Here is a 24,622-nt window from a genome sequence, read left to right on the forward strand (position 1 = left end):
TTTTTGTTTTAAAAAATATCAAATCTTTCAAGTATTTTATAAAGATATTTTTCTGCTCTTTCAAATTCTATAAAATATGGGCTTGTGCATATTGTAACTACATCCGCTCTTTCATAACACTTGGCTATGGCATCAATCTTAAGCTCATCATCTATATAATCCATATCTTTACTGAAAAAATCCAAATCTATATCTAAAACTATACTGTTATAGTTATATAATTCTTTACTGATATTGTCAATACTATATAAAGAATCAACGATTGTTATGTCCTCTATAAAACCTCCGTTTATTAAAGGCACAATAAAATTTCCGACATTTAAGTGATAATTTGTATATAAAAATGTTATTTTATCATAGTATGAAAAAATGTCATCAATTATATTTTTAAAAAGAGTATCATCATTTTTTGAAATATCATAATTTTCATTTAAACTAATATTTTCTACAAAATTTGATATGTTTTTAAAATTCCTTTCTATATCAAGCCTATATTTTTCAAGACAATCATATTCATTCAACAAAAAAACGTTTAAAAATTCTTGCAAACTGTATTTAGGCACCCTCATGTCTTTATGTTGGTCAAAATGTATCATCATATTTTTCAAATTATATTGAGCGATTTTTTCAGTTAAATATGCGATTTTTTCATTTTTATTTATGTAAGAATTTATAAATTCTATATAATTTTCTTCATCAAGCATCTTTTTTAATTTTTCAAAAATTGTATAAGCCACAAAATAAAAACAATGATTGTGATTGTCAAAAATATATATTTGTTTACCATTTTTATCAATATGCAAAAAATTTTTCAAGCCGAATACATTCATTTCTTCTTTATTTTCGTCAATTTCGCTGAATGCTACTTTATCAGATAGTTTCAGCTCATTCAATACATTGTTTTTGTTGGCATACACATCTATTAAAGGGGGTACATATATGCTTTTGTTTTTTCTCATATTATATGAAAACCCATTGTTTCCAAGCATTTCATTTATATAAAAACCTTTATATATCATTCATATCTCCAACAAATAATTTTAATTTATATACCAAAACCTATTCAAAACAACAAGTACTACTATAAAATACATTTGAATGTGTTTGATTAAGGATATTGCTAACAATATCGTATATAAAAATTCTCCTAATCAAACAATTCAATTTAACATTTTTATTATATTCCTATTTTAGATATTATACTGATTTCCAATAGAATAATAGATAGTTTATATTAAGAAGTCCATAAACAATGCTGTATTTTATTAAATTTACAAAGTGTTATTCTTCTGTAATTCTATTGAGTTTTAGTATTAGACTTTATTACAGAAAAAAAGAGCTATTTAAAACAAAACTAAGCTCTTTTTTAATTTATTTTTAAAAATATTTTCACTAATCTACCAATTTGCTTCCACCTATAAATTCTCTTAATATGGATGTATTTGGTATATCTGATTCATCATCTATGCTCAAAAAATACTGTGTAAACTTCAGTATTCTCTTTGCTTCTTTATAATATGGTGAATCAGGACTGATTTCTTCTAAAAGCGGTTCGATATATTTTTTCATAGCTGAAAGTTCATATATGAGTGCTGAATTGAACATTATATCAGCATTTTCCTGAAATACGAATATATTTTTTCTTTCTCCCTCATTTACTGAATCCCACATATCCATAGTAGCTTCAGCCGAATATCCTCTATGTGAATTGTCTCTTATTATTCGTCTAATCAATCTAACATCTGTTGTAGATATGCTGTTGTACTCGTCCAAACTTAATTGTGTAAGTTCAGAAACATATATTTTATACTTATATGCTGATGATATCGCCTCCGTAAGTGCAGGGTTAAGTCCATGTATACCTTCTATGATTATAGGTTGGTCTTCACCTATTTTTGTAGGTATTGTATCGGTATCATCTTTTCTTTTTCCTGTTATAAAATCATACACAGGTAGTTTAACTTCATATCCTGATATGAGCATATCCAAGTCTTCATTGAATTTTTCTACATCAAGAGCTTTTAAAGATTCAAAATCTCTTTTTCCATTTTTATCAGGTATATTTTTATCTCTATCTATAAAATAATTATCCATAGATATTGATATAGGTCTTTTTTTGCTTGCAATAAGCTGTATTTTTAGCCTTTGAGAAAAGCTTGTTTTTCCCGAAGATGAAGGACCGGCTATAAGTATGATTTTTTTGTTATCTCTACATATAACATCTGAAATTTCACAGATTTTCTTTTCGTGATACGCTTCCGCATACCTGATTATATCGTGATAACTTCCGTTTTTTACAGCATTGTTTAACTCGAACGCTGTAGGTATATTTATAGTTTTCGCCCAATCTTTAGCCTCTGAATATATAGAAAAAAGTCTCGGCTCGTGTTTGAATTCTGTCAATTTATCAGGGTTATTTACATCAGGTCCTAATAAAACAACTCCACCATTACATAAACGTATATTATATATTTTAAGATAATCTGTAGATGGTACCATATATCCGTAAAAATAATTCTTATATCCGTCTAAATCATATATGTTTACCTTTTCGTCTTTTCTATAATCTAAAAGTCCAAGCTTATGAATATCATTTTTATAAAATTCTTTTGCATCTTCAACATCAAGTTCACTTCTTGTTATAGGTAAACCTGCATCCGTTATTTTTTTCATTTCTTCATATATATTACTCACATAATGCCTGTTTATCGGATTTGATTTTTCTTCTATATCACAGAAAAAGCCATTGCTTAGCGAATGTTCAATTCTACATATAGCTGTATCGCTGATTCTTTTCAATGCAACTAAAAATACAAATGAAAGGCTTCTCATATACACGTTTCTTGCATCTTTTGAAGATATGTCAAGTAATTCTATATTTGCATCTTCATATAAATCAGTTGTCAACTCCTTGAGATTATTATCCACGACAGCAATTGTTATAATGTATTTATATTCTTTTTGGATGTCATATTTTTTAATGAATTCCTCAATAGTAGAACCTTGTTCTAAAGAATAATTCTTACCCTTATATTTTATATTCATCAAACACCTCTTCAATATAAATAATATTTTATATTTGATCTTTAAAGTATTACGCTTATATTTAAGCACTGAAATCATAAAACTTATTATATAAATTAACACCTTAAAAACAAAAAACTGCACAACCCTATGTCAAATATTTCATAAATATTGTAGCAAGTCCTAAAAAGCACCCAAAACCAGCCATATCGGTCATAGTAGTTACAAATACTGATGATGCCACAGCAGGATCTATATTAAATTTTTTTAGAGTTATCGGTACAAAAAATCCTCCTATTGCTGATATCAATATGTTAAACAGTAAAGCACATGATATTATTACACCAAACGCTATATTTCTTACTCTTATATATGTTATAACACCTATCAAAGCACCTATTATAAGTCCGTCCATTATTGCAACACATAACTCTTTTTTCAGTACATCTTTTTCATTTTCGTAATTAAGCTCTCCCATTGCTATACCTCTTATCATTATAGTCAATGTCTGTGTTGCCGCATTGCCTCCCATACCTGCAACTATTGGCATAAAAGTTGCAAGAGCTACTATTTGAGATATTGTGCCTTCAAAAAAGCCAACTACACTTGATGCGAGCATTGCTGTAAAAAGATTTATTGTAAGCCACATAGATCTGCTTTTTACAGATGTAAGTATATCTCCGGTAAGTTCTTCTTCTGTATCAAGTCCGGCCATGTGATACATATCTTCTGTATGTTCTTCCGTTATTACGTTCATAATATCGTCAAACGTTATTATACCTAAGATTTCATTGTTTTTTTCATCAACTACCGGCATGGATGCAAAACCATATTTTTCGAACAAAACGGCAACTTCCTCCTGGTCCGTATTTACATCTACACTTATTACAGAAGTTATCATCTCGTCTTTTATCTTAGTATCACTATTGCAGGTAAGTATCTGTCTTAATTGTACAACTCCCTTTAAAATATTATCATCATCTACCACATATACATAGTATGGCGTTTGATAATCAGGAGCCATTTTTCTCAGATATGCAATGGTTTCATCCATGGTCATATCTTCTTTTACTGTCAAAAACTCGGTTGCCATTATACCGCCGGCTGTATCTGACGGATACTCCAACAATTCTTTTATTTCATCTTTATCTTCTTCGTCAAGATACTCAAATATATCCTGCTTTTGTTCTTCGTCCGCCTCTTCCAACATATCTACCAATTCATCAGAAGATATATCAGGGATTACATTATTTTTTCTGTCTTCAGATATCTTATTAATTATATCTAATTTATCTTCTATTTCTGCTTCGTTGATAAGTTCTACTATATAATCGTCAGGAAGTTTTTCTATTATATTGTAAAATTCTTCTTCATAGTTTTCAAGAAACTCCAAAAAGTCTACAGGATGTATCTCTTCAACTATTTCTCGTATCTTTTCTTTATCGGTTTCTTTCAGCAGAGAGAATATTATTTCTTCAATATTTTTATTATATATACTTATCAACCCTTTTCACTATAATTTTTTTACAAAATTTGTTATTTAAAAATAACTCCTTTTTCCAACTTATTGCCTCTTAAAAAATCTTCTATCATCATTTTCTTTTTTCCTGCCATCTGCACTTGTAAAAGAGATATATCTTTTGTGGCTGTTGTCACGACAAGTTCATTTTCATCACATTTTACTATCATGCCTACTTTATCTGATGACTTGTCTTCTAATTTTTTTGCTTTGAATATCTTAAAATTTGTGTCATTATATATGCTGAAAGAATTTAAACCTCTTATAGTGTTTATTATTTCATCTGCCGACTTTGAATAATCTATATGCCCCATTTCTTTTGTTATAAGTGTACAATATGTTGCATTTTGATGATTTTGTTGTAATCTTGGCAAATCCATACTCATATTTAACATATTTATAATATTCCCAAGTGTTTTTTCGCTTAATTTGGCGAGTTTTTCTGTTAAACTTACATAATCGTCATCTAATGATATTTCAAGTTCGTCTTTCAGTATTATATCACCACTGTCGAGTTCTTCATTCATATACATGGTTGTAATACCTGTAATAGTGTCTCCGTTTAAAAGACAAGTATTTATCGGAGATGCACCCCTATATTTCGGAAGTAATGAGGCGTGCACATTTATACAACCATATTTAGGCATATTCAGTATCTCGGTTGGCAATATCTTCCCATAAGCAGTTACTATTATAATGTCAGGATTAATTTGTCTTATTTTATCTACAGCTTCCTGACTTTTTATGTCTTCCGGTTGATATACCTCTAATCCAAGCTCTAACGCTCTTTTTTTTACCGAAGGCATTTCTATTTTCATATTTCTGCCTTGTTTTTTATCTGTTCTGGTTATTACTAAACCTACATCCACACCTTTTGATATAAGTGTATCTAATGAGTTCACCGCAAATTGCGGCGTACCCATAAAAATAGCTTTCATAGTTTTATCATTCCTTTATTATTCTTGTGTGTTTTCAAGTTTATCTATATATAATATACCATTTAAGTGGTCAATTTCATGACATATTGCTCTTGCAAAAAAATTTCTCGCTTCAAACTCTACATCTTCAAAATTCTCATTTTTAGCTTTTACTATTATATGTGAAGGTCTTTTTACTTCTCCACTTCTCTGCGGAACACTTAAGCATCCCTCCAACCCAACTTGCTCTCCGTCTTGTTTTATAATTTCCGGATTTATGAGTACTATTGCTCCATCAGGAATATCTTCACCTTTTCCAAGCTGTTCATCATCTTCATCCACATCTCCAACATCCACTACAACCACTCTTTTAAGTACACCTACTTGTGGGGCTGCAAGGCCTACTCCTTCATTCAGATACATTGTTTCCTTCATATCTTCTATGAGATTTATTATGTTTTCATTTAATTCTTCAACTACTCTTGATGTCTTCCTAAGTATAGGATCGCCTTCTATTCTCAAATTTCTTATCGCCATTGTATTTCCTTTCTATTAACTTATAGTAATTTAACCTCATTATATAAATAAAAACCTATTTGCAAATCAGTGTTTTCAAATCTTATTCATCAAAAATAAGATTATTGAATTAAATTTTTTAATGTTTTGCTAAAATAATCTTCAAATTTTACAAAACTTTTATATTTATTAATTCTATCATAAATTTTGTATATATTCAAATTTTATAATCAGTTTTTTTGAATATACTCCATACTTATTTTATTTTTGTTAAATTATATCTTTTGTGATATAATTACTTATATTTATTTCAAAGATATTCACATTTATACAAAATTTGAAAGGGTTATTATGGAAATTGAATTTTTAATAGGATTTTTTGTTTTCCTGTTCGGAGCTACATTCGGAAGTTTTTACAACGTTGTAATATATAGGATTCCACTTGATATGTCGATTACCAAAGGTCGCTCTATGTGCTTTTCCTGCAAACATAATTTAAATGCATTGGATTTATTCCCGCTGTTCAGCTACATATTTCTTGGAGGTAAATGCAGATATTGCAAAGAAAAAATATCTATCAGATACTTTTTGGTAGAATTGCTTACCGGCATATTATTCTTAGTTGCTTATATCAAATTTTCCATATCATATGAGTTTGTCATTATGATAACTTTTTGGTCTATGCTTGTTATTGTCGGATTTATAGACTTTGATACCATGGCTATATACGATATAGTACTTGTTGTATTTTCTTCGATAATCCTTATTATTTTATTTTTATATAAAGGTATTGAAATAAGACATAATATATTTGCAGCATTTATCGGCTTTGCAATATATTATACAATATATTTTGTAGCCAAAATAATATATAAACAAGAAGTGTTCGGATTTGGCGATGTACTTCTAAATACATCTATAGGCCTCGTACTTGGATACCCTAAAATTATAATTGCATCATTTCTATCATTTTTTATAGGCTTGTTTTTTATAATAATATTTACTTTAATCGGAAAAAAAATACAGCTTAAGCAGGAAATTCCTTTTGGACCGTATATGTGCATATCTGCTTTTTTAATGAGTCTGTACGGTCAAAATATTATAGATTTTTATATGAGCACTTTTATAAATTTTTAATTTGTATTTTAATAGACTTATTTAATAACTCAATTTTAAAAACAACTAAAAGTAGTTGTAAAAATTAATATTAGAAAATCTATTTTTTAAAGTCTGAAATGTGAGATATTTGCAACTATTGACGATAGGCAATCAAACAAGTACAATATTTAAAATGACATATAATAAATGTGATTGATTATTTTTCCAAACAGCACTGTTTTGCATTTTTATTTTAAATAGCCGATTACAAAATTTAGGAGAATAAATTTGATAGTTTTTAATGATGTTTCTAAAATTTATGATAAAAAAAAGAGTTATGCTCTGAAAAATATTAATATCACCATAGATGACAGTGAATTTGTATTTTTGATAGGCTCATCAGGAGCAGGTAAATCAACACTTATAAAATTATTACAAAGTGAAATTACACCAACGTCCGGAAGCTTAACTGTAAACGGAATAAATACCTCTACTTTATCCGGAAGAACTTTACCAAAATATCGCAGAAAAATAGGTATGATATTTCAAGATTTTAGACTGTTAAACAACAAGACTGTATATGAAAATATAGCTTTTGCAATGGAGATACTTGGCAGTCCTTCTAAAGTTATAAAAAAAGATGTTAAACAAGTTTTAGAATTGGTTGGCTTAGAAAATAAAGAAAAGTCCTATCCTAACGAGCTGTCAGGAGGAGAACAGCAAAGAATAAGCATCGCAAGAGCTATAATAAACAGACCTTCTCTGCTTATAACGGACGAACCTACAGGCAATTTGGATGCAAAAAACTCCATGCAGATAATAAATCTGCTTGATGCCATAAATTCTCATGGTACTACTGTAATTGTAGCTACCCACGACAAAGAAATAGTAAATAAAATGAAAAAAAGAGTAATAAAAATAGAAAACGGAGAAATATTAAGTGATATACAAAAGGGGCAATATATATGAATAAATTGTTTTTTTATATAAAAGAGGCATTTAAGAGTATATTTCGCAGCAAAAACACATCATTTGCAACTGTATTTTCTATGACAATCACTCTTTTTATCTTAGGTATAGTATTGTTTATCGTCTTAAATATAAACCATTTTGTAATTACAACAAGGCAGGATTTCAGTGGCATACAGATTTTTTTAAAAAACGATGTGGATAAAGATGGAATAGAAGAATTTAGAGATTTTTTAGAGCATAACAGAAATTTTTCAGACATACAGTTTGTATCTAAAGAAGAAACAATGAAAAAATTCATACAAAACATGGAAAATGACTCTAATTTATTTGATGATATAAATAATCCTTGCGAGAATTCATTCATAGTTCATATAAACGATACACAAATTTTTTCAAAATTAGTTGAAGATCTAAAAACAAACTCACAAGTATCAAGTATTTCATACTATGCAGATACGCTAAACATACTCATAAAAATATCCAAAATAATAAGTATAGTAAGTATAGCAATAATTTTTATACTATTTATGCTTTCACTTCTAATAATTGAAAATATGATAAAAGTTACTATATTTTCAAGAATGCGAGAAATAAATATAATGAAAACTATAGGAGCTACAAACTGGTTTATAAGGTGGCCGTTTATAATTGAAGGTGCAATACTCGGTTTTATAGGTTCATTAGTCTCTTTCAGTCTGCTTAACTTTATATATGTTGAATTATATATGAATTTATCAAATTCAAATATATTTTTACAATATATGATTGATAAAGATGTCATGTCACATCTTATATTTTCACTATTTTTGTGCGCAGGAATCGGAATTGGAATATTGGGCTCCATAACTTCACTTAGAAAATATTTAAAGGTTTAAAATTATGAATAAAAAAATTATAATTACTCTGTTATTTATATTTACAATATTCAGTTTAGTGGTATATGCTGATAAAACTCAAGAGTTAAATAATATAAACCGTCAAATAGATGATATAAGAGTTCAAATAGGAGATAAAAAAGAAAAACTCAGTACTCTAAACGAAGAAATATTGAAAATAGACGCTCAAATAACTGTTATGGAAGGTAAAATACAGAATTTAGAAAAACAAATAAATGAAGTACAAAGCAAAATAAATGTAAATATAGAAAAAATTGCCCAAAAGGAAAAAGAAATTAAATCTCTTAAAACAGCTCTTGAAAACAGAATAAGAGTGATGAGCAAAATAAATAATCTTGATTATATACAGATAATATTTTCTTCAAAAAACTTGGGAGATGCACTGTCCAATTATACAATAATAAAAAAAATAATTCAGCAGGATAAAGATAATTTAAAAAAATTGGAAACTGCAAAACTGGAACTGAACAAGATAAATAAAGAACTCACAAATATGAAGTTATCACTGACAAATTTACAAAATTCCTATAATAAAGAAAATGAACAATTAAAACTTGCAAAAGCTAATCAAGAATCCAATATGGCAAAACTGCAAAGTGATATAACATCATTATCACAAATTGCACAATTAAAAATGCAAGAGGCACAGCAGATAACACAGGAATTAAAACAACTTACAGCATCAAATCAAAACAGCTATAAAGGAACATATTCAGGAGGAAAATTTGCTTTTCCTGTATCAGGAGGTGTGCTTACATCTTACTTTGGATACAGAAATCACCCTATATTAAATAGAAAAATATTGCACACAGGTATAGATATAGGAGGTAGCATGGGTACACCTATAATATCGGCTGACAACGGTAAAGTTATATATGCAGGTCCAAAATCCACATACGGCAATACTGTAATGATAGATCACGGTTCAGGAGTAGTAACACTATATGCACACTGCTCATCAATAGACGTATCTGTAGGTCAAACTGTATCAAAAGGACAAGTTATAGCAAAAGTCGGAACAAGCGGTCGTTCAACAGGTCCTCATTTGCATTTTGAAGTTAGAATAAACGGAGAATTTACAGATCCTCTGCCCTATGTAAAATAATTATTATCCTTTTATACTGTTTTCTAATAAAATTATGTATAACTTATATAACTATATATTTTTTTTAAAATATAATGCTCAAATATATTTTGCTTGAAATGCTTTTTATAAATATCTTCAAAACAGATATTTATAAAAACTTTAGCAATTCTGCTCGCAAAACAATTTGAGCATATTTTAATTTAAATAAGATTTAGTATTATTTTTCAATTAATTAAACATAGATTTGTAGTTATATATGAGATTTCCATTTATATCCTCATATATCTGAAGATATTTTACATTTTTAAGGTCATTGTAGTTTTGATTTTTCAAATCTACAATTGAAATATAGCTCACATTTCCTCTTTTATAAGCATCATTTGTATTTGATTTATATATAACATAAATATTTTTTTGTTTTGCAACGCTCTCAACTAATTTATCAAACATATTTTGTTCAAAAGAATTGAAAAGCTTGCTTTGACCTTGCATAGCTATTATTATATTTTTATATTCTGAATTTAATGCTGTTTTTAAATTATTCAGTTGACTTTCATTTTTATAAAGTCCTACAGTATTGTTAAGGAATACCACCTGTGTATTTTCAAATATCTTATTTGGAACAGAGGAATTTATATTTTGTGAATTCCCTCTTAAATTACTTGTAAAATACACATCATTATTACCTATAACCAAATTGTTTACGGCATCTTCAGAATTTATTAACATTTTTGATTTTATAACTTGTGATATTAAATCATTTCCGTCATCCATATTTGAATATACATTGAATTTTTTTATTTCAGAAGTATTTTGCTTATATTTATCATCATTAGCGTGTGAATCTAAAACCTCCACTTCAGATATTCCTGTAACTCCTTGCACTGTAGCATTTATAGTACCTTTTCCGGAAGTTGTAGGAGTTATGGCTCTATCTTTTATTTGACTGTTGAATCCGCTTGTAGTAAGAGTAAAAGACGGTGTATTATATTTTGTAATTTTTGAGCCGTTATTATCCTGTGCAGATGCTATTACTTCTACATTATCTCCTGTATAAATTATTTCTTTTAAAGGTACTATATTCACTTTTGCAACATTTCCTGTCTGTTTTTCATTTTTTATTGCAATTGCATTTATTACCTTTCTTTCGCTATAAAGATAATTTTGTGCTTTTCCATCTGCATATAACTCGGTAGAACCTCCACCGTCAAATATCATAGCATCTACTATGCCTATTGAATAAAAATAATTTTGAACATCTTTTTCGTCCAAGCCCAAGGTAGATTGTGTCCTTCCATCATTTGTAAAAACTATGAGTTTATTATTTTTTGTTATACCTATGGCTGTTCTTTGTGCCTTCCCTGGTATTGATGAGGTTATAGGTGTCTTTTGTCCATTTTTTATAAGTACACTTCCTCCACCTATGATTGTCTTTATATCAGGTCTGTTTTGCAATATATCCAAAGTTAATTCCAGTTGGTCCCCTACATGATAATTATTTTTCAGCTCGCTTCCGTCAACATTGAATGACATTATAGCAAAGCCTCCATATGGAATTTGAACAGCATCTTTACCTTCCCTGATTTCCTTTACAATATTGTCACTTCCGACTATAACCTCAACTCTGTTAGGGTTTGAAGTGTTTTTTCCAAATGTTGTATAAGCATAGTCTGATGTACGTACTGTTATTCCTCTATAAGAATTACTTATAACTTTATTCATTGTAGGTGCTGTATAATCTTTGTTAGTAGTTATATTTTTTATAATAATATTCGGATTCAGATATTCAAATGTAACTTTATTGTTGTCTGTTATGACCATACTCGCATATTTCCCACTGCTTTCAGCAGGAGAAGATAAAACTTTGTGATTTTTTACCATAGCTCCTATTGATGAAGTAGGTGTCTGCAGCAGGAAAAAATCCGTATTTGCTGCAGCTACAATATTAGGTGTACTGTCTACAACTTGTTTTATGCTTATTGTTTTAAACAGACCTTGAGTGTTGAACAATATATCCATACTGTTGTTAGGATCGTTTAAGTCAGCCTCTATAATATTAAATTCATTTGTTCCATACCCATAATTTTCTACAACCTTTTTCAGATTTATAGATGACGATAACGGTATTGTGTACACTGTCTGATCCATGATTTGAGCATTTGATATACTTGCCCCGCCAATTAATGATAATGTAAGGCTGAGCAATATTAATTTCTTTTTCATTTAATCTATCTCCATTTTTTATTTTTTACAACTATAAAATTAAATTCACCTCTTATACTATATATAATCGAATATAGATATTTTTTAATACATTTGAATATCTTAGTTTAAATATTGTTTGGTTTTAATAAAAATTTTTATAAAATCTCTATTTTATAGTAAAGTTAATCATATAATTGCAAAAAATATTTTTAATTTATATTTTTTATAATAATTGTATAATAACGAAAAACATTATATTTAATACCAAAAATATATATGTATAATCATTTTTAAAACATGTGAATATTATACAGCTTTAAAATAAATTTTTATTTTAAATTTTATTTAATTTTTTGTGACAAAAAAATCTCTTTAATATAAATAATATCAAAGAGATTTTTCAATTTATCATATTTTATAGATTTTGTTTTAATTGCTCAACTTTATTTGTTTGTTCCCAAGTAAATTCTTTGTCTTCTCTTCCGAAATGTCCATATGCTGCTGTCTTTCTATATATAGGACGTCTTAAATCAAGCTCTTTTATTATTGCTCCAGGTCTCAAATCAAAGGTTTTTGATATAGCTTCACTGATTTTTTCTTCAGGTACTGTTGATGTTCCAAAAGTATCTACCAATATTGACACCGGCTCTGCGACACCGATAGCATAAGCCAGCTGTATTTCGCATTTTTCTGCAAGTTTTGCGGCTACTACATTTTTTGCTATCCATCTTGCTGCATATGCTGCTGAACGATCTACCTTTGTAGGATCTTTTCCAGAAAATGCTCCACCGCCATGTCTTGAATATCCGCCATAAGTGTCTACTATTATCTTTCTTCCTGTAAGACCTGAATCTCCATGAGGTCCTCCTATTACAAATCTGCCTGTAGGATTTATAAGATATTTTGTGTTTTCATCTATTAATTTTGCATCTACAATAGGTTTTACAACGTGTTCAATTAAATCTTTTTGTATTTGTTCTCTTGTTACATTTTCATCGTGTTGTGTGGATATAACTATTGTATCAACTCTTGTCGGATTTCCATTTTCATCATATTCAACAGTTACTTGAGTTTTTCCGTCAGGTCTTAGATAATTAAGCACTTTTTGTTTTCTAATCTCTGACAATCTTATTGCCAACTTATGTGCAAGTGATATAGGTAACGGCATAAGTTCTTTTGTTTCATTACAAGCATAACCGAACATTATACCTTGATCGCCTGCTCCAAGTTTTTCTTCATCGTCTTTGGCTCTACCTCTACCTTCTTTGTCTTCAAGTGAATCATTTACACCCATAGCTATATCTGCTGACTGCTCATCTATTGCATTTATTACTGCACAAGTGTCACAATCAAATCCGTATTTCGCTCTGTCATAACCTATTTCTCTAACTGTCTGTCTAACTATTTTTTGTATGTCAACATATGCTTTTGTAGTTATTTCACCAACAACTGTTATTAGTCCTGTAGTTGTAAGTGTTTCACAAGCTACTCTTGAATACTTGTCTTGTCTCAACATTTCGTCAAGTATGGCATCTGAAATTTGGTCGCACATCTTATCGGGATGCCCTTCAGTCACTGATTCAGAAGTAAATAATCTTCTCATAAATCTCTCCTTTATTATTTTATATATTAAAAAATTTTTACCAAATAAAAAACCTCGCAATATACGAGGTTATAAGATACAAAAAATTCTTATTTCCCTCATCTGTCAAGTAATGCAACTTGCAGGAATTGGCACCTTCGCTTTTCAGCCGGTTGCCGGGTTTCACAGGGCCTTTCCCTCCACCTCTCTTGATAAGGTTTTTTATTTAGAATACATTATATATATTTTTTTAATTTGTCAATATAGTTTTTATAAATTGCTTTGTGTTTTATACATATCGAAATATTTTCCTTTTTTTTCTAATAATTCACTATGTGTTCCCTGCTCTATTATTCTTCCTTTTTCAAGAAGATATATTTTATCAGCATTTTTTATTGTAGATAATCTGTGTGCTATTATAAACGTTGTTCTTCCTTTCATCAACACATCCATAGCGGATTGTATTATCTTCTCCGTTTCAGAATCTACTGAGCTTGTCGCTTCATCAAGTATAAGTATTGTAGGATTTTGAGCTAAAGCTCTTGCAAATGAAATAAGCTGCCTTTGACCGGAAGATAGAGTTGCGCCTCTTTCCACAACTTTTTCATCTATCCCGTCTTTCAAATTGCCTAAAACTAAATCTCCACCAACCATTTCAAGTGCTTTTTTAGCGTCTTGTCTACTTATATTCTCTTTATTAAGTGTTATATTGCTCAAGATTGTACCTGTAAATAAATATGGTTCTTGCAACACTATACCCATATGATCTCTTATGGTTTGATCTTGCAAAGTCTGTAGATCCATACCGTCAATCAATATTTTCCCTTGTTGTGGCTGATAAAATTTCAGCAGTAAATTCATAATAGAGCTTTTTCCTGAACCCGTATGTCCTACCAGTGCAATAGTTTGTCCTTTTTCTGCACTTATATTTATATTTTTCAAAACATATTCATCTTTTTTATAATAAAAACTTATATCTTTAAATTCTACTGTACCGTTAATTTTCTCAATTTTTTCGTCGCTGATGTCTTTTCCCTCTTTATCTATCATTTCAAAAACATGGGATGATGCAACTGTTGATTTTGACATTTCGTTCATTTGCTGTACTATCTGATGTATATGGTGAAACAATATACTTATATAATCTACATACACATATAATAGTCCTACAGATGTTACAGCATTATCTTTTATAACTTTATTTCCGAAATAATAAATCATAACTACAAATACAATATTTCTAAGTGTACTTATTATATTATATGAGGTTGCCGAATTTAACACCAGAAGTTTTGTACGCTGATTAACTCTTTCTTCATTTGTCTTGTCAAAATCCTTTTGTATCTGTTCTTGATTATTAAATGCTTGTATCACACTTATTCCTTGTACAGTTTCGTTTATTGCTCCGTTTAATTCACTGACCTTTGACCTTATTACATTATTGTAAACTCTTGCCTTTTTGTTGTAAATATAGATTATAAAAGCTACCAACGGCAATAGAAACGTTGCAAGAAGTGCAAATTGAGCCTGTATTGTAAACAATATTATATATATACTTATAACATAAACCGTACTTTTAAATATTTCTCCTAATACTTTTACATATAGTCCTTGCACTGCCAATGTATCATTTGTAACTTTAGACACTATGCTTCCTGCCGGCATATTATCAAAAAATGATATTCCTATCCTTTGGATATTACTGTATATTTGCATACGCATTTTTTGTACTATTCTCATTGCCATTATCTTTAATTGTATGTCGCTCATATACTGAAATATCATAGCTGTTACATTTACAAATAAATATAATCCTATCCAATAGAGTATTGAATTTTTATCTATAACGGCTTTTTTAAGCTCCTCATCAAATATTTTTCTTACTGCAAAAGGTGCTAATAATTCAAAAACTACTGCCAAAAGTAAAAATAAAAGCCCCTTTAAAAAATTAGATTTGAATAAAAGCGTATAACTTGCCAATCTTTTTATATCTTCTTTTTCAGCTTCAGGATTCTGATTTATATTTTTATTCATCTTCTTTCTCCTCCATTTGCTGAATATGATACTGTCTATTATACCAGCCGTCTTTTAAAATTAATTCTTCATGTGTTCCACGTTCAACAATCACTCCGTCATCAAGTACGATTATTTCATCTGCATGTGATACTGCTGATAATCTGTGTGTTACTATTATAGTTGTTTTATTCTTACGATTTTCTCTGATGTTCTCTATTATTTTAGCCTCTGTTCTGGAATCTACTGCCGACAAAGAATCATCCATTATCAACAGGTAAGGGTCTTTTATAACAGCTCTGGCTATAGATATCCTTTGTTTTTGTCCTCCGGATATAGCTACACCTCTTTCACCTACCAATGTATCCATTTTATTTGCAAATAAATCTACATCTCTCAGCAAATCCGATATTCTTATAACTTCAAATAATTCCTCTTCGCTTGCACTCTTTTTTCCCATTAAAATATTTTCTCTTATAGTTTTAGAAAATAGTATATTGTCCTGAGATACATAGCCTATTTCATTCATCAAACTGCTTTTTTGAACTTCACTTATACTCAAATCATCTATAGATATATTTCCATCACCTACAGGATACTCTTTTAATAATTGTTTTATTAATGTAGACTTTCCGCTTCCCGTTCTTCCTACTATTCCTATTGTCTTACCTCTTGTTATTTCAAGATCTATGCCTCGCAAATTTACATTTTTTGAGTTAGGATATCTAAATGTATAATCACTGAATTTTATATTGTCAAACCCATCTATATTCCTTGTAATTTTTTTATTTTCTACATCATCATCTTCTTCAAGCACTTCATAAATTCTTTCTATTGATGTCGTACCTCTTTGTGCCGTATTTATAAAATCACCTATGGCATACATAGGCCATATTAAATATCCTAAATACACATTAAACGAAATAAGGGAGCCTACTGTAATTTCACCTGCCAATATTAGATTAACCCCATAACCTATTGCTATCGCATAGCTTATTGATGTAAATATTTTTGTAGCAGGCCAAAAAGTAGATGCAACAAGCTCTGTTTTTAATGATTTATTAAATACATCTTCTGTTGTATTTTCAAAATTTTTAACACTCTGTTTTTCAAGTACATATGAGCGTATTACACGAATACCGTTAACATTTTCCAACACCTCATCGCTCATTTTACTAAAAGCTTCCTGCTGAGCCATATATAATTTATGTATATATTCTCCTACATAGCTTGTAAGCATTGTGAGTATCGGTAGAGGCAATATGCTTACTATAGTCAATTTCCATGAAACCGTAAAACCCATCGCAAGTATAATAGCGAGCAAATATCCTATCCCATCACTTATTGCGAGCACACCATATCCGAGCATTTCACTTATTGTATCTATATCACTTGTAGCTCTTGACATCAAATCTCCTGACGAAAACTTTTCAAAAAATGTTCTCGGCATAGTCAATATTTTTTTCATCATCATAGCACGAAGCCTAAGATCAATGATAATTGCATTTAAAAAGATTTCATATGCCCATATATAATCAAATATATATTCTACTGTCAAAATAGCTGTAAGACATGAAATATCCGTAAAAAGCTCTGCTCCTGTAATACTCCCGTCAGATATACTGTCTACAGCCCTACCTATTATTATAGGAGGAAGTATAACTATAAGATTTGTAAGCTGTAAAAACAAAATACCTATTATATAATGTCGTGCTCTTTCTTTTAAAAACCACTTCAATTTTTTTAATTGCTTAAACATATATTCCCTTTCCATTTATTTATATAAATTAATACTAAAATCTATATAAAATAATATGTGATACTAAAATATAAAAAACTCCTGCATAACTAATCAAATACATTCCATTCAGCATTTTTATTATATGCTTATTTAATTTTAATACTAGTATTATATAATTTTTCTATATTTTATAATATTTAAAGGAGATGAAAAAGTAATTAAAAATTTATCTGCTTTTTCATCTCCTGAATAATTCTTAATAAATTCAATATACACTATGATATACATTAGTATTTTAACATTTAGAATTTAAAAAGTCAATCTGCATAAAGAATTTAAGCATTATAATCGTGCTACATAATGTATATTTTTTATTATCAATTATCAAACTTTCAAATTTTCAGTATTCATTCTAATGACCTCTTACACTAAAAAATTAATAGAATATATGGATATTTTCGTTTTTAAGAATTAATCTGCTAACTAAAATTATGTATATCTATTAAAGGAAAAATTTTATATGCCTTTAATCAGTTAATTAAACGAATATTAGTATTAAAACAACAACTTCGCATATATTATAAACTTTTATATAATCAGCTAAAAAACTTTTTTTAATTTATTTACTTGTTTTACAATTTGCTTGAAACATTCGATTTTCTGTGATAAACTTAGCCTATATTTATACCGATATTATAATAACGGATTTATGCGATTGAAACGGTATAAGCCATAATTAATACTAAACACTAATTTAAAGTATAATATAATCATATTTTTAAAATGTTATACTTTTTCAAAATAATTAATTGCACATTTTATATTTTTTAATAGTATTTAGTATTAATTTCAAAAGAAAGCGTTATTTATTAAGGAGGAGTTAAGTGGATTTTTCTAAACTTGTAGAGGAACTTTGGAAAAAATTTTTTTCTAAAGTAGATGAAAAAACAAAAGGAGATATAATTAAATGGTTCTCCCCTAAGTGTGTTATTATAGGCACAGGAGCTCATGAGTTTTATACAGGATTAGATAATTTTTTGTGCGCTTTTGCTAATGAAATGACCGAGAGAAATGATATAGAGTTTAATTTAAAAAATATTTGGTGTGAGCAAATGCAATTTGACTCTAAAACATGTCTGGTATATGGAAAAATATATGTTTTGGGAGAAAGTGAAGACAAGTCTGTACTCATTAACATGGATGGTCGCTTTACTTTAATATTTCACATGGTTGAAGGACATTGGGAAATTATTCATATCCATTATTCCATTCCTAATCAAGAACAAGGCGATGGAGAGTATTATCCTAAAACTCTTTTAAAAAAGGTTCAAGAATTACAAAGTATTAACGATGAAATGAGAGCGTTGGCACAAAAAGATGGCTTGACAGGTCTTGATAATTTTCGAACATTCAGTAATCAATGGGAGCATAGAAGTAAATATGGTTGGTTTTTTGTGTTGGATTTAGACCATTTTAAACAAATTAATGATACTTACGGACACTTAGCAGGTAATGAAGTTCTATTATATATGGGTAAGGTATTTCGATCTGTAATACGTGAAAATGATTTGCTTTGCAGAATGGGCGGAGATGAATTTTTAATTTTTTGTAGTGAAATGAAAAATAAATCAGATGCGACAGAATTTGCTCAAAGACTTATAAACGAAGTTAGAAAAGCAGGAGAATCAAATTTGTATTGGACAACAGTGTCAGTCGGTGCGGCAGAGGTAACATCCGGTATGTCTATTGATGAAGCCTTAGAAAATGCCGATAAATCTCTTTATGTTGTTAAAAAAACAAAACGAGGCGGTTTCTTTGCTATATAATACTAATATTTGTTTAATTAGCTGATAAAATATATGTATATTTTTTGCTATAATCATATATATTTTTCTTAGCAATGAATTTTTAAAAACAAAAATGTTCATTATTTTATCATACTAATCATCATTTATAATACCAAGTATTTCATACTTTATGAGATTATATATTTATAGATTATAAGTAATTTTGTTGCAATACAATTATGTAGATATTTAATTGATTTTTAGTATCAGGTATTAGTATCAATTAATGTTCAGTATTAGAATATTAAAAAACTTTATTAAAAAAGAGATTGTTTGCAAAATAATAAGCATATTTCAAACAATCTCTTTTTTATTATAAAAATTTATATTCAAATTTCCTGTTTATACATTTTTTATGTTGTTCAATATCAATAAGATAAATGATTTTTAATTATATCTATATTAAAATAATATTTTTTCCTTTTTAATCTATCTATCATTTTTTCTATATCGTCTTAATATTATAAGTCCGAATAGTGATAAAATAGAAGTTATCATTAATGTTCCTTGAGGAAATTCATTCCCTGTTTTGACTAATTTCGAACCTCCAAGCGGTACTCCGTCTTCATCTACATATTCTATACTGCCGTCAGGATTTTCTCTCTTAGTATATGTTCCAAGCGGTACTCCGTCTTCATCTGATACTACTATATTATCAGGTGAATTAGGATCGTTAGGATTCGGTGTATCATCTATCGGATAACTCGGTATTGACGGTGTAGGTAAATTCGGTTTTTCAGGTCTGTCCGGTTTATCCGGTTTTTCAGGTCTATCCGGTCTGTCAGGCGGTGTATTCGGAGTAGGATCTGTAGGTTTAGGCGGTGTAGGATCATCAGGAGTATTAGGTCCAGGAGGTGTTACAATTCGAGTATTTACAAATTTTACAATGTCTCCTTCTTCTGTTACAACAGTTCCTTTTTCTTCTCTACCGTCTTTTCCGTTAACAGTTGTAGTATAATTATTATCAACATCTTCGCTTACTTCATAAGTTGTATTGAATTTTATACCTTTAATTATTATATATTCTCCATCTGAAAGATCTATGGTGTCTTTTGCTTTTATATATCCTTTAATTATTTCTCCGTCAGAACCTTTATATTCATAGGTATAATTCTTATCAGGATCATTTCCTATATTGAATCTGAATTTAAATTTTTTTGATTTGTCGTCGACAGAACCGGACACTTCTTTTTCTATTTTCAGCTGTCCATGTGTAGTAGTTCTATTGACAAACTCAACTCTGTGCAACTGAGGTTTTGTAGTTATTGTTCCTGATTTGACCTTTTCATAAGGTATATAATCCTTGTAATCAGTTTCTGTCAATATATAATTAATTTCTGTAGGTATTTCCTTTATTGTTATATTATCGCCGTCTTTTAACTCAAATTCACCATTATTACCTATCTTGCCTGTTATTCCGTTCAAATAATAATCGAACATACCGTCAAAAGGTGTACCGTCTTTATATTTGAACTCAACTTTAAATTTAAAAATGTCATTTTTATCAGCCCACTTACCTTCAACTCGCTTATTTACAAAAAGTGTTGCCGATGTAGTGGACGGTACTATCTGTCTGTTTATTACGGTTATTTTATTTTTATCTTTTCTTATATTGGTATTTCCGTCCGTTTCTATATCTATTTCATAATTGTCCTTTAATTTTATAATAGTGACATTATACTCTTTTGTATCCGGAATATAACCGTCTAATGTTTTAATTTCTTTCAGCTTATATTTACCGAATTTTAAACGTTCAAAAATAATTTCTCCATTTTCATCCGTAGTTTTAGAAGCCACATAGAGCCCGTCTACAGATTTTAATTCAAATTCTACGCCTTTTAACGGTTTATCATTTCCGTCAACCTTTTTTATATTCAACTCGGCAACTATAGATTTATTTATATCTATAGCTCTGTTAGGAATCACATATCTCTTATCTACAGAGTCAACGTCTCCTTCTCCCTGAATGAACGCTTTATTATTAACCGCATCTCCCGTTTCTCCATAGACATCCGTAATATACATAAACTGATACGCTTTATTTTTATCAGGTATGGTGAAACTTAGTTGTCTACTGTCTCTGTCATATTTTATATATTTCTCCAAATATTCTTTTTCTGTATGAAGTGCTGTTTGTTCAAAAACTTTAACAGGTTTTCCGGATTCAATTTTATTTACAATTTTGCCTTCTACAATTTTATAATTTTTACCGTCAAATTGTAAATCATTTGTATAAGGCTCTCTTCTTATTTCCAGTCCGCTTCCGAGTTTATCGGCTATAACAATCTCATCTTTCGTCAAATAATTATTCGGGTCATATTGAATCGTCCATTCCAAATAACCATTTTCAATATTACTCTCATCACTTATAAATTTATCATAAAATTTAGGGTTGGTAGTATCTATAACTTGATCATCACTTAAAAAACTTTTTCTAATATTAACTGTCGCAATATTTCTTATCTCTTTATAAAATTTATTTGCATCCTTAGGTTTAGCCTCTAACAAAATAACATACGGTTTTGTTATTTTCTTGAAAGTAAATTTAGGTTTGTTAACATCCGAAAAATCAGTGATAAGTTTATCTTGAAAATCACTGCTGTCTACATCTGTATATTTTACAGCCTTTACCGTTGCATCTTTGTTGTCTTCATTGGTATAAGAAACAAATCTCTCTCCCTCATATAACAAATAATTTTTACCTGCAACTATTTCAGTAAGTTCCCAACCTTCAGGCAACATATCTTCCACCACTATATCTCCGATTACATTATTGCCGGCTGTATTATCTATACCTGCCGCATTTATACTGAGTCTGAATATAGCAGAATTTGTTTTTGTATTAAATGAGTTTTTTCTATTATCTATAGGTGTATTTGTATTATTGTCGAATATATTGTCATTAATTTTATCAATATCGTTATAATTTGATTTTATTACATCTGCATTTATTGCAGGTAGAGCTTGCTTTTCAAGCATCCTCGCTTTATATAACGGCCAATCTTCTGCACTTTTAACAAATTTTTTATCTGTGAACATATATGATATATTGAAATTTTTGTTAAATTTCAGTCCGCTTGTTCCCTGTTGAAGAGCATTTAATAATATTCTATGATCCGTTATTACAGTTGTAAATGTAAATTCATTCATACTATCTTGATTTAAATTGGATACTTCCAACAAATCTCCTGCATATACATGATAATTTTCTCCATTATCCGCATTATCTACATAAATCTTATATGTTTTATGTTCTATGTTTTGTCCTGCCGGAGATTTAACTTCAAATTTATCCGTATATTTCTGGAATTTTATCCAGTTCATTTGTATATTTCCTTGAGCATCTTTTGGAAGAAGACTTTGTTTTCCTTCAGTTGTACCAATATTCACTCCGTCCAAAGAAATTACAGGTGTTTCATCATTTTTACGTATTTGGTAATTTCCTTTTCGGATATTCTCCAAATTTGCATCAGGATCAAAAATCATCATATCATAGACATATGTTTTATCCGTTATTCTTATATTTTTATCTCCTTCAACTTTTATATTCCACGTGATTTCTTGCCCTGTATAATTTCTGTCTTTTTTTACCGCTCTTTTTTTAATTAAAGGATTACCTATTGTAACCGCTTTTTGATCATTCAACTTCAGTTGCCCTTCGTAACCCCAAGTTATAACACCTATATTCGAAAATCTTTTTGACGAACCTGTTTCCAAATTATCCGTATAATTTAAAATCTTGGATTTTATAGTAAGTTTTATCTTGCCGTCTATATTTCCTACATTATAAATAGAATTATTATTTTCCGGTGTTATATTTTTACTTTCTTTTTCATATTTTCCGTCTTTTAATACTTCTTTTTCCAATATAGCACTTACAAATTCAAGTTTTGTACCGCTATTATAATAATCTTGAGGTAATTTATCTTCTATTTTTACATTCTTTAATGATTTTCTCTCACTGTTGAACTCTATTACCCAATCTATATAATAATCGTTATTTTCCTTATAATATTCGGCCGTGCTTCCTTTTGCAGACTTTTTCATCCACATTCTGTCAATCGTTACTGCCGAATTATCTTGAGCATATTCTTTATCATTTTTAAGAATTTTAGCTGTATTTTCTTTTGTAAGTGTTAACTTTTGGTTATTTTTGACGGCTGTTTGATACTCAGCCGGAGTGGAGTAAAACTCTTCACCTATTTGAGTCTTGAACTTGATTGTAAGTGGTGTTTTATCTGTGTCCTTAAACTTATATTTTAATTCTTTAGATATGTCATTCCATTCAATGGAATCTTCCGGCACAGCATTTTCACCAACTTTAAAACTGCCTTTTACATAATCTCCGACAGTTTTTAAATCATCATAAAATAAAAAATCTTTTAATTCAGCCTCATCTTTATATGAATTTTTCTTTATATTTACTATCCATTCTACAGTTGCATCGTTATAGTCTGCTTTTCCTGTTTTTTCTATTGATATATACCCTTCTCCCGGAACAGTTTTATATTTTTTGCCCAATATATACACTTCCGTATATGCAGGTATTACCTGCTTATCTATCATAAATGTATCACTGATTGAAAACTGCAATTTGTCGGCATTTTCAAAAAAATCTTTACTTCCGTCAAAAGATATATTTAAGAAAAGAGTATCTCCATCTTTTGTATATTTTGCCGTTCCTATTTTTATCTTTTCTCTATCATCTTTTAATTCAAAAGAATTATTTATATCCTTTATATCTATACCTTTCCCTATTTTTATCTTAGCTTTATCTCCATGTTTGACATATTTAAGGGGCGCAGGATCCGATTTTTTAACAGGTACATTTATACTTACTTTTAACTGGAAGTTTTTGTCCATAACTATACTTCCACCCTCAGGAACTATATTTCCGTCCTGCATTAAAATAACATCTTTTTCTAATATACCACTCACATCGTCGGATTCATCTGCATATAAATTTTTTGGAACCGATATACTTCCTATCAGTAAAATAAAAGTTAATATAAAACTCAATAATCTGATCTGTTTACTTTTTTGTTTCATTCTTCTCTCCCTTCTTTTAATCCGTTTTCGATTTAAAAATATTAAAAAATATCATATAATTCATATTATATTTTTATAATAACTTTCAATATTTTACTTAAAACACGGTTTTAGTATCAATTGTTAATAAAATTTTATCAGATTTTTGCTATACTG

The 24,622-nt window shown here is 29.0% G+C and carries 15 protein-coding genes and 1 riboswitch; of the genes, 5 read left to right on the top strand and 10 right to left on the bottom strand.

Annotation, left to right across the window (positions count from 1 at the left end):
- Positions 1-8: 8 nt before the first annotated feature.
- The 5 genes from HMPREF9629_RS03815 to def form a co-directional block, all read right to left on the bottom strand.
- Positions 9-1,019 carry a hypothetical protein gene (locus tag HMPREF9629_RS03815; protein WP_009525028.1) on the bottom strand — a complete coding sequence of 337 codons (1,011 nt, stop codon included), beginning with the start codon at positions 1,017-1,019 and terminating at the stop codon, positions 9-11.
- Positions 1,020-1,392: 373 nt separating this feature from the next.
- On the bottom strand, positions 1,393-3,045 hold the full coding sequence (locus tag HMPREF9629_RS03820) for a nucleoside kinase (RefSeq protein WP_009525029.1): 1,653 nt from the start codon (positions 3,043-3,045) through the stop codon (positions 1,393-1,395).
- 127 nt (positions 3,046-3,172) lie between these two features.
- Positions 3,173-4,528 (bottom strand): magnesium transporter, encoded by a 1,356-nt coding sequence (gene mgtE / locus HMPREF9629_RS03825; protein WP_009525030.1) that lies wholly within the window; start codon positions 4,526-4,528, stop codon positions 3,173-3,175.
- A gap of 32 nt (positions 4,529-4,560) precedes the next feature.
- Positions 4,561-5,481 (bottom strand): methionyl-tRNA formyltransferase, encoded by a 921-nt coding sequence (gene fmt / locus HMPREF9629_RS03830; RefSeq protein WP_009525031.1) that lies wholly within the window; start codon positions 5,479-5,481, stop codon positions 4,561-4,563.
- A gap of 18 nt (positions 5,482-5,499) precedes the next feature.
- Entirely contained in the window at positions 5,500-5,997 is a 498-nt protein-coding gene (gene def / locus HMPREF9629_RS03835) for a peptide deformylase (RefSeq protein WP_009525032.1), read from the bottom strand.
- Between the two features lie 330 nt (positions 5,998-6,327).
- Between def and HMPREF9629_RS03840 the strand changes: the two genes are divergently transcribed.
- From HMPREF9629_RS03840 to HMPREF9629_RS03855, 4 genes are all read left to right on the top strand, one after another.
- A complete protein-coding gene (locus HMPREF9629_RS03840; RefSeq protein ID WP_009525033.1) occupies positions 6,328-7,113 on the top strand; it encodes a prepilin peptidase in 786 nt (261 codons plus the stop codon).
- Positions 7,114-7,362: 249 nt separating this feature from the next.
- On the top strand, positions 7,363-8,043 hold the full coding sequence (gene ftsE / locus HMPREF9629_RS03845) for a cell division ATP-binding protein FtsE (RefSeq protein WP_009525034.1): 681 nt from the start codon (positions 7,363-7,365) through the stop codon (positions 8,041-8,043).
- Positions 8,040-8,921: a permease-like cell division protein FtsX gene (ftsX, locus tag HMPREF9629_RS03850; protein WP_009525035.1), complete on the top strand. Its 882-nt coding sequence runs from the start codon at positions 8,040-8,042 to the stop codon at positions 8,919-8,921. The genes ftsE and ftsX overlap by 4 nt, the downstream gene beginning before the upstream one ends.
- A 4-nt stretch (positions 8,922-8,925) precedes the next feature.
- Positions 8,926-10,047 carry a murein hydrolase activator EnvC family protein gene (locus HMPREF9629_RS03855; protein ID WP_009525036.1) on the top strand — a complete coding sequence of 374 codons (1,122 nt, stop codon included), beginning with the start codon at positions 8,926-8,928 and terminating at the stop codon, positions 10,045-10,047.
- Positions 10,048-10,257: 210 nt separating this feature from the next.
- Here the strand turns inward: HMPREF9629_RS03855 and HMPREF9629_RS03860 are convergent, their stop codons facing one another.
- From HMPREF9629_RS03860 to HMPREF9629_RS03875, 4 genes are all read right to left on the bottom strand, one after another.
- Positions 10,258-12,252 carry a phosphodiester glycosidase family protein gene (locus HMPREF9629_RS03860; RefSeq protein WP_009525037.1) on the bottom strand — a complete coding sequence of 665 codons (1,995 nt, stop codon included), beginning with the start codon at positions 12,250-12,252 and terminating at the stop codon, positions 10,258-10,260.
- 397 nt (positions 12,253-12,649) lie between these two features.
- On the bottom strand, positions 12,650-13,837 hold the full coding sequence (metK, locus tag HMPREF9629_RS03865) for a methionine adenosyltransferase (RefSeq protein WP_009525038.1): 1,188 nt from the start codon (positions 13,835-13,837) through the stop codon (positions 12,650-12,652).
- Between the two features lie 95 nt (positions 13,838-13,932).
- Positions 13,933-14,035: riboswitch (SAM riboswitch) on the bottom strand.
- Positions 14,036-14,086: 51 nt separating this feature from the next.
- On the bottom strand, positions 14,087-15,850 hold the full coding sequence (locus HMPREF9629_RS03870; protein ID WP_009525039.1) for an ABC transporter ATP-binding protein: 1,764 nt from the start codon (positions 15,848-15,850) through the stop codon (positions 14,087-14,089).
- A complete protein-coding gene (locus tag HMPREF9629_RS03875) occupies positions 15,843-17,588 on the bottom strand; it encodes an ABC transporter ATP-binding protein (protein WP_009525040.1) in 1,746 nt (581 codons plus the stop codon). The genes HMPREF9629_RS03870 and HMPREF9629_RS03875 overlap by 8 nt, the downstream gene beginning before the upstream one ends.
- An 866-nt stretch (positions 17,589-18,454) precedes the next feature.
- Here HMPREF9629_RS03875 and HMPREF9629_RS03880 point away from each other — a divergent pair.
- The gene (locus HMPREF9629_RS03880; protein ID WP_009525041.1) at positions 18,455-19,396 is read left to right on the top strand and encodes a diguanylate cyclase domain-containing protein; all 942 of its coding nucleotides are present in this window, start codon (positions 18,455-18,457) and stop codon (positions 19,394-19,396) included.
- Positions 19,397-19,846: 450 nt separating this feature from the next.
- Here HMPREF9629_RS03880 and HMPREF9629_RS03885 read toward each other — a convergent pair whose 3' ends face one another.
- Positions 19,847-24,466, bottom strand: a complete 4,620-nt coding sequence (locus tag HMPREF9629_RS03885) for a DUF7601 domain-containing protein (RefSeq protein ID WP_009525042.1) — start codon at positions 24,464-24,466, stop codon at positions 19,847-19,849.
- Positions 24,467-24,622 lie beyond the last annotated feature (156 nt).

Source organism: Peptoanaerobacter stomatis, from assembly GCF_000238115.1.
GTDB lineage: Bacteria > Bacillota > Clostridia > Peptostreptococcales > Filifactoraceae > Peptoanaerobacter > Peptoanaerobacter stomatis.